A 13,031-nucleotide genomic window follows, 5' to 3' on the forward strand; every position below is an offset into this window, starting at 1 on the left:
GTGGGTATTATGAAAGAAATTAAAAGATATTTAGAATCTAGAATAGGAACATATGCATTTTTTTTCGAAGATTTAGAAAGTGGATTTACGTTTGGATATAATGAAAATGTACAGATGACAAGCGCTGGATGCATGAAACTTCCAATAGCAGTCTCTGTAATAAAGTATATTGAAGATGGAAAAGGTACATTTTTAGATAAGATAAAAATCGAAGAAGAAGATAAAGTTTATGGAACAGGAATATTACATGAATTTGATAATAGAGAATACACTATATTTGAATTATTAGTTGCAATGCTTATACAAAGTGATAATACAGCGGCAAATAAACTTATAGATATGGTAGGTATTGATAGCATAAATGAAGATATAATAGCTCAAGGATTAAAAAATACCAAATTGAATAGAAGGACTTCAGATGAAAGAGCAGCAAGCAGTGGAGTTGAAAATATAACAAGTGCTTTAGATTTAGCCAAGATATGGAGGCACTTATATAATTCAAGTTTTTTAAATAAGAAAAATAGCACAATGCTTATGGATATATTACAAAGACAACAAATGAAAAATAAATTAGCTCTCTATATACCAGACGATTTAAAATATGAAATTTCAAGTAAAACAGGTGATAAGACTAGTGTAGAAAATGATACAGCATTAATTCATGTTCAAAAGGGATCATTCACATTTACAGTTCTTTCAATGGGAATTCCTAATAGTGTATATGGAACAGTAACCCTTGCAAAGTGTGGTAAAATGATGTGGGATAGCGTAATGAATAATTTTTAGATTAAGTAATCTAATAACTCCTAGAAAGCTAGGAGTTATTTTCATATAATCACATAGATTTGATTTTATAAAGTAAAATTTATATTGAATAATTTATTATTGACACAACTTCAAAGAAATGTTATTCTTACACAAAGAATAACCTTTAATTTGATTCAGAGAAGTCAATAAGGAAGTTATATGATAACAGCTATTAGGATTATTATGCCTTCCTTTAATTTAAAGGGGGCTTTTTTTATATATTATTGTATAATTTTTTCCCTTTAAGGCATGTGAAAGAACATAACGAGTCAAACATACTAGCATACTGACTTGTTATTTTTTTAGATATGTTTAAATTAGTACAGAGAGGTTAACAAGGAGTGGTGATAAAATGACAAAAAGTATTAGACATCTAATAGAACCTATGGATTTTAAAATAGAAGAATTAGATGAAATATTTAATTTAGCGCATCAAATAATGGCACATCCAGAAAAGTTTTCTCATATATGTGATGGGAAAATTTTAGCTACTTTATTTTATGAACCAAGTACAAGAACTAGATTGAGTTTTGAAGCAGCAATGATGAGACTTGGTGGTAAAATACTTGGTTTTTCAGAACCTAGTTCAACATCAATTTCAAAAGGAGAAACTTTATCTGACACTATTAAAATGGTATCAATATATTCAGATATTATAACTATGAGACATCCTAAAGAAGGTGCAGCAAAAGTTGCAAGTATTTATTCTAATGTCCCAATAATTAATGCAGGAGATGGAGGACATCAGCACCCAACTCAAACTTTAGCAGATTTACTTACAATAACAAGCTTAAAGAATGGTTTGAATAATCATACTATTGGAATTTGTGGAGATTTAAAATTTGGTAGGACAGTACATTCACTTATAAAGGCAATGTCAAGATATAAGAATAATAAGTTTGTATTAATATCACCAAAAGAACTTGCAGTACCACAATATATAAGAGAAGAAATTTTAGAAAAGAACAATATTGAATATGTAGAAGTAGAGAAACTAGAAGATGTAATTGAAGATTTGGATATTTTATATATGACAAGAGTTCAAAAAGAAAGATTCTTTAATGAAGAAGAATATTTAAGACTTAAGGATAGTTACATATTAGATAAATGTAAAATGGATATGGCTAAAAATGATATGATAGTAATGCATCCACTACCAAGAGTAAATGAAATTGCATATGAAGTAGATGAAGACAATAGAGCTTCATATTTTAAGCAAGCGGAATATGGAATGTATGTGAGAATGGCATTAATGATTAAACTTTTGGGGGTGATGTAAATGCTTGAAATAACGAGTATTAAAAATGGAATAGTAATAGATCATATTCAAGCCGGAATAGGTGTTAAGATATTTAAGTATTTAGAGTTAGACACTAAAAATTATAGTGTTGCTCTTATAATTAATGCAGATAGTAAGAAACTTGGTAAAAAGGACATAATAAAGATAGAAAATTGTGATAAACTTGATTACACTGTTTTAGGATTACTTTCACCAACAATAACTATATGTGAAGTAAAAGATGAAAAAATCATTAATAAAGTGATGCCAACGCTACCGAATAAAGTGGAAAACATTATAAAATGCAAAAACCCAAGTTGTATAACAATTCAAGAAGAGTATGTCCCACATTCATTTATTTTAGTTGATAAAGAAAATGGAAGATATAGATGTGAATATTGTGATGAAATAACCAAATTATCAGATTTGTAGTGGTTATAGAAATAAACAAAATTAAAATTGTATTTATATTTGGAAATTAATTGTAAATTCTCAATAATCAATGTTTGAACATTGTAAATTGAGCATTGATTATTGGAAGTAGGTGTTATATGAAACTGTTAATTAAAAATGCAAGAATAGTAGATGTAACTCAAGATTTTATAGGAGACATATATATTAATAATGGGTTAATAGAGGAAATAGGCAAGGAAATACATAAAGATAATATAGAGATATTTAACTGTAATGGGAAAGTTTTAATGCCGGCATTTATAGATACTCATGCACATTTTAGAGATCCAGGACTTACTTGGAAGGAAGACATTGAAACAGGTTCTAGAGCGGCACTAAAAGGAGGATATACAGGAGTTTGTTTAATGGCAAATACAAATCCTATATGTTCATCAAAAGAAACTTTAGAATATGTGAGAAATAAAGCAAAAGAACTTGATTTAATAGATATTCACCAATGTCTATCAGTTACAAGGAATTTTGATGGAGTTACTTTAAGTCATTTAGAAGAACTTGCAGATGATGAGGAAATTAAAGCAATTTCAGATGATGGAGTTGGAATATCTAATTCAAATACAATGCTTGAAGCCATGAAAATTGCAAAGAAAAATAATTGGGTTATAATGTCTCATGCAGAAAGTCCAGAGTTTTCAAAAGTAGATATGAGAATAGCTGAAAACATGATGACTTTAAGAGATATTGAATTAGCTAAATTAAGTGGAGCCAGATTACATATGTGTCATGTTAGCACAAAAGAATGTATTAAATATATTATTGATGGGAAAATGAATGGGGCCAATATTACCTTGGAAATTACACCGCATCACATTGGACTTACAAGAGATATAAATGACTATAGAGTTAATCCACCAATTAGAGAAAAAGAAGATGTAAGGGAGATAATAAAGGCTATAAAACTAGGCGTGGTTGATACAATAGGAACAGATCATGCACCACACACGAAAGAAGAAAAGAAAAAAGGTTCTCCAGGAATGGTTGGGCTAGAAACAGCTTTTTCAATTTGTTATACGAAATTAGTTAAGGAAAATAATATTTCTTTAAATAAATTGAGTCAACTTATGTCTTATAATCCTGCAAAACTTTTAGGCATGAATAAAGGTAAGATTAGTGTGGGGACAGATGGAGATTTGGTTTTAATAGATATAGATAAAAAAATAAAAGTAAATTCAGAAGAATTTGCATCAAAGGGAAGAAATACACCATTTGAGGGTATGGAATTCTATGGAGAAGTACTCACGACAATAAAGGGTGGAGAAGTAAGATACAATTCATAGTTAACAGTTAACAATTAAGGAACAAGTTCCCATGGAACTTGAAAAACATATTTAAAGAAATTCTGAAAGAATTTCATCAATCATTTTTAACTGTACATTGTTAATTGTTAACTGAAAAAAAGGGAGGAACTTTAAAATGATAAGTTACATAATGGATAAGTTATATGATAGAGTTGAAAAAAGAGGAGTTGTTTGTGTAGGTTTAGATACAGCATTAGACTATGTTCCTAATCACATAAAGGACGGTAGAACTCCAGGAGAAGCAATCTTTGAGTTTAACAAGCAAATTATAGATGCAACATATGATGTTTCTGCATGTTTTAAAGTTCAAATCGCATATTATGAAGCATTAGGATTAGAAGGATTAACTGCTTATAAGAAGACTTTAGAGTATTTAAGAGGAAAAGATGAAATAATAATAGCAGATATAAAAAGAGGAGATATAGCAGCGACAGCAACAATGTATGCAAAAGCTCATTTTGAGGGGGATTTTGAAGCTGACTTTATAACTTTAAGTCCATACATGGGAATGGATAGTATAGAACCATATTTACCTTATTTAGAAAAAGGTAATAAGGGAGTATTTAGCTTGGTTAGAACATCTAATCCAGGAGCAGAGGATATTGAATATTTAGATGTTAGTGATAATAAAAAAGTTTATGAAGTTGTAGCAGATAAGATAAGTGAAATGGGAAAAGACTTCACAGGAAAATGTGGATATACTGCAATAGGTGGAGTTATGGGATGCACTCATGTTGAAGAAGGAAAGAAGATAAGAGCAAACTATAATAGTATGTTCTTCTTAATTCCAGGATACGGTGCACAAGGCGGAAAAGCAGAAGATGTTGCATTATATTTAAATAACGGAAATGGTGGTGTTGTTAATTCTTCAAGAGGTATATTGCTTGCTTATAAGAAAGAAAATAAACCTGAAGAATTTGCATTATGTGCCAGAGAAGAAGTTATAAAGATGAGAGACGAAATTAGAAGTCAATTAAGAATTAACAATTAACAGTTAACAATTAAGTAAACAAATCCTCGGAAGAGGATTTGTAATAAAATAGTTGCAAAGTACAATTAGAAAATTATTAATAACAAAAATTATTTCATAAATAAAAAAGTAAATATTTATTAATCAAAATATAAAATTTAGAAATTCTGTAAGAATTTCATCCAAAACTGTTGACTGTTAATTCTTAACTGTTAACTGAATATAGGGAGGCAGGACATGGCTATAACTTATAGAGATGCAAAGGTGATTTCAAATGAAGAAATTTCAAAGGATATATATAAATTAGTTGTAGAGGATGATAGCGAAATAAAAGCAGGGCAATTTTATATGCTTAAACTTAATGGAGCGACATTCCTTCCAAGACCAATAAGTATATGCGAAAAGTATGAAAATAAGCTAACATTTTTATATGCAGTAGTAGGAGCTGGAACTAAAGAATATATAAAGCTTAAAGAAAATGATGAAATAAGCTTAACAGGACCTCTTGGAAATGGATTTGATTTAGAAAAAGATTACAAAAAAGTTGCGTTAGTTGCAGGAGGAATAGGAACTGCACCTATGCTAGAGCTTGCAAAGAAGTTAAGAGAAAAGAATGCAAATCAAATAATAGATTTATATGTAGGTTTTAGAGATGAAATTTATTTGATAGATGAATTAAAAGAATATGTAAATAAAGTTCATATATCTACAAATACAGGAAAGCATGGATATAAAGGTTTTGTTACGGATATTTTAAAACCAGAAGATTATAATACAGTTTTATGTTGTGGACCTGAAATCATGATGAAAAAAGTTGTAGATATGTGCAAAGAGAAAAATGTTGGTATATATGTATCAATGGAAAAACATATGGCCTGTGGAGTTGGAGCTTGTTTAGTATGCACTTGTAAAACAAAAGAGGGGAATAAGAGGACTTGCAAAGATGGTCCAATATTTGATGGATACTATGTGGAACTATAATAAGCCAGAGGAGGAATAATAAAATGATGAAAGTAAACATTAATGGAGTAGAATTTAAGAATCCTGTAATTGCTGCATCAGGAACCTTTGGTTTTGGTGGAGAATACAATAATTTTTATGATGTTGGAATCCTTGGAGGGATATCGTCTAAAGGTCTTACAATTAATCCTAAAGAGGGAAATGATGGTCTTAGAGTATATGAAACGCCATCTGGAATGATGAATTCAGTAGGATTAAATAATCCAGGAATAGATTCATTTATATTAAATGAACTTCCTAAGATGAGAAAGCTTGGAACTAATGTCATAGCTAATATTGGAGGTGGATGTTTAGAAGATTATGAAGCAGCTGTAACCAAAATTAATAATACAGATGTAGATATGATTGAACTTAACATTTCTTGCCCTAATGTAAAACATGGTGGAATGGCATTTGGAATTAAAGCAGATGTAGCGTATGATGTAGTAAAAAAAATTAAGACTATATCTAAAAAACCATTAATGGTAAAGTTATCTCCTAATGCAGAAGATATAGTGAATATGGCTTTTAAATGCCAAGAAGCTGGTGCAGATTCTATTTCACTTATAAATACATTAAAGGGAATGGCTATAGATATATATAAGAGAAAACCAGTATTTAATAACATAACAGCAGGTCTTTCAGGTCCTGCCATAAAACCAGTAGCCCTTAGAATGGTTTATGAAGTATCTAAAGCTGTTGAGATACCAGTAATAGGACTTGGTGGAATTGCAAGTGGAAAAGATGCTATTGAATTTATGATGGCAGGGGCTAGCGCAATTCAAATTGGAACTATTAACTTTGTAAATCCTATGGCGGGAAAAGAAATTATTCAAGAAATCGAAGCATTTCTAAAAGAACAAGGTATAAAAGATATAAATGAAATAGTTGGAATTATATAAAAGTTCAATTCACATATATTAAAAATAAAAAATATTGGAGGAATTATTGATGAAAGCTTATAAAAAAGAATTTATTGATTTTATGATAGAATGTGGAGTATTAACATTTGGAGATTTTGTTACTAAGAGTGGAAGAAAAACTCCTTTCTTTGTAAACACAGGGAATTATCAAACAGGAAATCAATTAAAGAGACTTGGAGAATTTTATGCAGAAGCTATAAATGAAAACTTTGGAGACGATTATGATGTATTATTTGGACCTGCATATAAAGGTATTCCATTAGGTGTTACAACAGCAATAGCACTTTCAACTTCATTCGATATCGATGTTAAGTATTGCTCAAACAGAAAAGAAGTAAAGGATCATGGAGATACAGGAATCCTTTTGGGAAGCAAATTAAAAGATGGGGATAAAGTATTGATAGTTGAAGATGTTACAACAGCAGGAACTTCAATTTATGAAACTATGCCTATCTTAAAAAGTCAAGGAAATGTTAATGTTAAAGGACTTATAATATCGGTAGATAGAATGGAAAGAGGTCAAGGAGAGCAATCAGCATTAGTTGAAATTAGAGAGAAATTTGGATTTAAAACTTGTGCTATAGTTACTATGACTGAAGTTATAGAATACCTATATAATAGAGAAATTAATGGGAATATACTTATAACTGATGAAATAAAAGCAAGAATTGATGACTATTACAAACAATACGGAGCGAAATAAAAGTTAAGGCTATAAATTACCGAAATGAAGGTCATGCATTTGTTCGGGTTACTGAGGATTCAGCTGTGAATTTCTAACAGTAGAAGTTGTACCCATTTCTACATGCTCCCAATATACATTGGGACAAGTAAAAATGGAACAACTTCTACTGAAGAAATATCTACAGCTAAATCCTCTAATGTAACGCCTCCACAAAAGCATGACCTTCATTTCTGGTGTATTAGTATTAAACTTAAATTTTTGATATTACTGCAAGTATTTTTATGCTACGTAATACTTGTAGTATAGATTTTCTTATTTATCTTTTAGTGCATCAATATGAACTGTCGTATATTCATCAGATTTAAGGGTTTTAACTATTTGTTGTAATGGTGACTTTTCATCAAAGGTTACATTTAGTTTGTTGCCTATAGTATTAAAATTTATATAATCTATTTCAATAGATGGATGATAGTAAAAACTATTTAGTACGTCAGGGCTATCATCATTGAGTCCATTAATTATATCTGAAGCATCTGAATCATGAACACGTCCTAAAGGCGCTGGGACATATAAGTGATAATCATCAGGTGTATATATATTTTTGTGTGAATAATCAAAAGGCTCATATATAAATTGAAAATATTCTGCAATAACGTTTCGTTGAAGCTCAGTTTCTCTATAATGAGGGCTTTCGTAAAAGGAGATAGGAATATTCAAAGCACTTGCAGTATCAATTCCATTTTCAATTATAGATTTAGTTTCTGGAATAGTGTTATTTACATCTTTAGACATTTCTTCGCCAGATCCACTTATCTCATCAGCATGTTGATGAGTATAACCATGAAGTCCAATTTCTCCGCCTTTATTAAGTATATAGTCAAGCACGTTAACAAATCCTACATTTGTTATATTATCATTTGTTAATAGATCATTATCAATATTGTCTGGAGGAGACATAAATCTAGGAATCCAACCAACATGAAATTTCATACCTTGAGAATATAGAAGATTCACCATGCATTTTACTTTTGCTTGATTTTTGTCTACAGTATTTGTATATCCACAAGCAAAGTCTTCAAATCTAATTAAAGCAATTTTGTCAGTATACAATACTGAAGAGTCTTCAGGTGCTTTAACATTGCTAGGAAGTAAACTAATATTATTATTTTTAAAGTCAAAGATAGCAACTAAATTAAAAAGTTCTTCTATATCTGAGATTGAAATATAATTAGTTCCATTACTATTTATCAAATTACCACGAAGAGAGCTTGTCTCAGAATTTTTAGTATAAGAATTTTCAGTTAGTTCTATTTTAGTATCATTGTTAGATAATGAAATAGAACCGTCAGAAGTATCAATAGTATAATTAAGTTTCTTACAAATAAAATTAATAGGAATATAATATCTTTGAGCTTTAAGTAACATAGGTACATTAGTAATATTCGTTTCATTTAATATATTTAAGCTTATATCATTAACTTTTGTTACAGGTCTATCTGCAAACTTAATTTTTGCAGTGTAGTGACTGTTAAAGCTCTTTTCAGGAAGCAAATTAGAGTATACAGTCTTATTTATAATAATTAAATCATTTCTAAAAAAATTATAATAAGAAAGGGCTTGGCCAATTATAAGTATAGAGGTTATTATTGATAAAAGAGGGAAAATGTATGTTTTAAAATTCCTTTGCATATGTTTCGTCTCTCCTTCTAATTATGTATAAAGTGAAACTTTTCAGTTGAAATTATAACCACAAGGGTCACATTTATAAGAAAATTATACCATCGGTTTGTGTCAATTTATTTTTATAAATGTTAAATTTATGTTATAAATGAAAAAAATAATTGACATGATATGTGAAACAATTTGATAATTCACATATGAAACTAAATTAAAACTTCAATATATTATTTGACTTATATTAAAGTATAAATGATAATTTGAAAAATTCAATTAGTAATTTTCAAATTAAATAATAATTTGAAAGACAATAAAAAGTAACAATAATTAATGCGCAATACAATGAAAAAATTAATTTATGTATATAATAAAGCATAAATTAACTGATGAAAAACAACTGATTTTTATTGACAAATTAATTATTCCATAGTATTATAATGACAAGAAATCTAGTCATATGACTGACGGAAGTGGGTTTACCACATGAAGTATGACTATAAGAAAGCCGACCGTCTGGGCATGAAAGCCTGGATAGTGGGTTTTTTTATATGCAAAAATAAGTTTTGCTTAATGAAAATAATTTTGAGGATGAATATACTTTGAAGAAGGTGATAACAAATATTAAATGATAAAAGATATCATTGACAAGAGGTAAATTAATGTATACAATAAAGGTATGAATTGATTGATAAAACAACAACGAATTTTTTACTGCAAAGTATAAAGGAGGATAAAAAATGTTTAAACAATGGGATGGCTTTAAAGATGGAACTTGGCAAGAAGGTATAGATGTAAGAAACTTTATACAAAAAAATTATAAATTATATGAAGGTAATTCAAACTTCCTTGAAGATAAAACTGAAAAGACAGATAAGGTATGGAAAAAAGCATATGAATTAATAGTTGAAGAAGTTAAAAAGGGGATTATTGATGTAGCTACTGACGTAGTATCAGGAATTGATAATTATGCCCCAGGATATATAGATAAAGATAACGAAGTAATAGTTGGACTTCAAACAGATGCGCCACTTAAGAGAATTGTAAATCCATTTGGTGGACTTAGAATGGTTCAAAGTTCATTAAAAGAATATGGATATACACTTAATTCGGACATAGAAAAGTATTTTCCACAATATAGAAAGACTCATAATGAAGGGGTATTTGATGCTTATACAAAGGAAATCAGAGCTGCAAGAAGTGCAGGACTTTTAACTGGGCTTCCAGATGCTTATGGTAGAGGCAGAATAGTAGGCGACTATAGAAGAGTTGCACTTTATGGTATTGATTATTTAATAGAAGAAAAGAAAAGAGATCTTGATAATTTAACTGGTGATATGCTTGATGAATTAGTAAGAAAAAGAGAAGAAGTTAATGAACAAATAAGAGCATTATCGGCTATAAAATCAATGGCTGCTGGATATGGAGTTGATATTTCTGCGCCAGCTGAAAATGCTAAAGAAGCAGTACAAGCTTTATACTTTGGATATTTAGCAGGTATTAAAGAAAATAATGGAGCAGCAACATCATTTGGAAGAACTTCTACTTTCTTAGATATATATATTGAAAGAGATTTAGAAGCAGGATTAATAAATGAAAAAGAAGCCCAAGAATTAGTTGACCAACTTATAATAAAATTGAGGTTAGTTAGACATTTAAGAACTCCAGAATATAATGAATTATTTGGTGGAGATCCAACTTGGGTAACTGAATCAATTGGAGGCATGGGTATCAATGGCAAAGCACTTGTAACAAAGAATTCATATAGATATCTTCATACTTTAATAAATTTAGGGACATCAGCAGAACCTAATCTTACAGTTTTATGGTCAGATAAATTGCCTGAAAACTTTAAGAAGTATTGTGCAGAAATCTCAATAAAGACAGATGCTATCCAATATGAAAATGATGAAGTTATGAGACCACTTTATGGAGATGATTATACTATAGCTTGCTGTGTATCTGCTATGAAGGTTGGTAAGCAAATGCAATTCTTTGGAGCTAGAGCTAATGTAGCAAAATCATTATTATATGCTATAAACGGTGGAATAGATGAATTAAAGGGTATAAAAGTAGTACCAAACATTCCAAAGCTTACAGATGAAGAAGTTCTTGACTATGCTAAGGTTAAAGCAAATTATGATAAGGTATTAGAATATGTTGCTAAAATCTATGTAGATACAATGAACATTATTCACTGCATGCATGATAAATATGCTTATGAAGCTAGTCAAATGGCACTTCATGATACAACAGTAGAAAGATTAATGGCATTTGGTATTGCTGGACTATCAGTTGCTATAGACTCATTATCAGCTATTAAATTTGCTAAGGTTAAGCCAATTAGAAATGAAGCGGGAATAGCTATTAATTTTGAAGTAGAAGGAGAATTCCCTAAATACGGAAATGATGATGATAAAGCAGATGATTTAGGCGTAGCATTGGTTACCAAGTTCTCAAATGAACTTAAAAAACATCCATTATATAGAAATGCTAAACATACATTGTCAGCACTTACAATTACATCTAATGTTATGTATGGTAAAAAGACAGGTACAACTCCAGATGGTAGAAAGAAGGGCGAACCACTAGCACCAGGAGCTAATCCAATGCATGGTAGAGACATTAATGGAGCGCTAGCATCACTTAACTCAGTAGCTAAAATACCATATAATGAAATATGCCAAGATGGTGTGTCTAATACATTCTCAATTGTTCCAGAAGCACTTGGAAAAAATGAAGAGCAAAAGATTAACAACTTAGTTGCAATTTTAGATGGATATTTTGTTCAAGGAGCTCATCACTTAAATGTTAATGTTCTTAATAGACAAACATTGATTGATGCTATGGAAAATCCAGATAAATATCCAACACTAACAATTAGAGTTTCAGGATATGCAGTTAACTTTAGCAGATTATCAAAAGAACAACAATTAGAAGTTATAAGCAGAACATTCCATGAAAGTATCTAATCAATAGATTGGGTTAGGATTATATAAAAGTATAGAGGCAGAACCTTGGATAAAGAGTAAAATTACTTAATTAATCTAAGGTTCTGTCTGCTTTTATAATATGAATGCTATAGAATTTAATGGATAGAATACAGATGTAATGTAAACTAGAAAATTAAGTGACAAATCATTTAACTCAATAAAAGGGGGATGTTTATGATTAAAGGAAGAGTTCATTCAATAGAATCAATGGGCCTTGTAGATGGTCCTGGAATAAGAGTGGTAGTATTTCTTCAAGGATGTGCACTAAGATGCAAGTTTTGTCATAATCCTGATACTTGGACATCTAATGGAGGGGAAGAGTATACTCCGGAAGATTTGGTAAAAAAAATAGAAAGATTTAAAACTTATTTTGCAAGTAGTGGAGGCGGAGTTACATTTTCTGGCGGAGATCCTTTAAGGCAACCAGAATTTCTTCTTGAAGCACTAAAGTTATGTAAAAACAAAGGAATAAATACATGCATTGATACATCAGGATATGGATTTGGAGATTATGATGAAATATTAAAATATACAGATTTAGTATTGTTTGATGTAAAACATTTTACTCGTGAGGGGTATAAAAATGTTACCGGTATGGAAATCGATGAATCTTTAAAGTTTTTAGAAGCAATGAAGAAGAATAATACTAAGATGTGGATAAGACATGTTGTGGCACCCGGGTTAACAGATGGAGAAGATCATCTAAAAAAACTTAAGGAATATATAGATACAATACCAAATGTTGAAAAGGTAGAATTATTACCTTATCATGTTTTAGGCGTAAATAAATATAAAGTTTTAGGGATTAACTATCCACTAGATGGAGTAAATGCTATGGATAAAGAACTTATAAAGAAGTATCAAGAAGAGATATTCAATTAAGCATCTTTGGCTCATTAATTTATTTAATATGGATAAGAAAAAAGACTATA

Annotated in this window: 11 protein-coding genes; 10 read left to right on the forward strand and 1 reads right to left on the reverse strand. The window is 29.8% G+C overall.

Translation table 11 applies throughout. The features are described 5' to 3' along the window. The first annotated feature begins 9 nt into the window (after positions 1–9). The 8 genes from DIC82_09010 (at position 10) to DIC82_09045 (ending at position 7,450) form a co-directional block, all read left to right on the forward strand. Entirely contained in the window at positions 10–786 is a 777-nt protein-coding gene (locus DIC82_09010) for a serine hydrolase (GenBank protein ID AWK51147.1), read from the forward strand. Between the two features lie 373 nt (positions 787–1,159). Beyond that, positions 1,160–2,086: an aspartate carbamoyltransferase gene (locus DIC82_09015; GenBank protein ID AWK51148.1), complete on the forward strand. Its 927-nt coding sequence runs from the start codon at positions 1,160–1,162 to the stop codon at positions 2,084–2,086. Beyond that, a complete protein-coding gene (locus tag DIC82_09020; protein AWK51149.1) occupies positions 2,087–2,518 on the forward strand; it encodes an aspartate carbamoyltransferase regulatory subunit in 432 nt (143 codons plus the stop codon). 119 nt (positions 2,519–2,637) lie between these two features. Further along, positions 2,638–3,834 (forward strand): dihydroorotase, encoded by a 1,197-nt coding sequence (locus DIC82_09025; protein AWK51150.1) that lies wholly within the window; start codon positions 2,638–2,640, stop codon positions 3,832–3,834. A gap of 136 nt (positions 3,835–3,970) precedes the next feature. After that, positions 3,971–4,846, forward strand: a complete 876-nt coding sequence (gene pyrF, locus DIC82_09030) for an orotidine-5'-phosphate decarboxylase (protein AWK51151.1) — start codon at positions 3,971–3,973, stop codon at positions 4,844–4,846. 216 nt (positions 4,847–5,062) lie between these two features. After that, positions 5,063–5,806, forward strand: a complete 744-nt coding sequence (locus tag DIC82_09035) for a dihydroorotate dehydrogenase electron transfer subunit (protein AWK51152.1) — start codon at positions 5,063–5,065, stop codon at positions 5,804–5,806. A 23-nt stretch (positions 5,807–5,829) separates the two neighbouring features. Further along, on the forward strand, positions 5,830–6,726 hold the full coding sequence (locus tag DIC82_09040) for a dihydroorotate dehydrogenase (protein ID AWK51153.1): 897 nt from the start codon (positions 5,830–5,832) through the stop codon (positions 6,724–6,726). A 49-nt stretch (positions 6,727–6,775) separates the two neighbouring features. After that, complete coding sequence (locus tag DIC82_09045; GenBank protein ID AWK51154.1) at positions 6,776–7,450, forward strand: orotate phosphoribosyltransferase; 675 nt, start codon at positions 6,776–6,778, stop codon at positions 7,448–7,450. Positions 7,451–7,744: 294 nt separating this feature from the next. On the opposite strand, the gene DIC82_09050 is transcribed toward DIC82_09045, so the two are convergent. Next, positions 7,745–9,121 carry a hypothetical protein gene (locus DIC82_09050; protein AWK51155.1) on the reverse strand — a complete coding sequence of 459 codons (1,377 nt, stop codon included), beginning with the start codon at positions 9,119–9,121 and terminating at the stop codon, positions 7,745–7,747. Between the two features lie 725 nt (positions 9,122–9,846). Between DIC82_09050 and DIC82_09055 the strand changes: the two genes are divergently transcribed. Continuing rightward, a complete protein-coding gene (locus DIC82_09055) occupies positions 9,847–12,078 on the forward strand; it encodes a formate acetyltransferase (GenBank protein AWK51156.1) in 2,232 nt (743 codons plus the stop codon). Positions 12,079–12,273: 195 nt separating this feature from the next. Continuing rightward, positions 12,274–12,981, forward strand: coding sequence for a pyruvate formate lyase-activating protein (pflA, locus tag DIC82_09060; GenBank protein ID AWK51157.1), 708 nt, complete (start codon positions 12,274–12,276; stop codon positions 12,979–12,981). Positions 12,982–13,031: the final 50 nt, after the last annotated feature.

It is taken from the genome of Clostridium beijerinckii, assembly GCA_003129525.1.
Classification (GTDB): Bacteria; Bacillota; Clostridia; order Clostridiales; family Clostridiaceae; genus Clostridium; species Clostridium beijerinckii_D.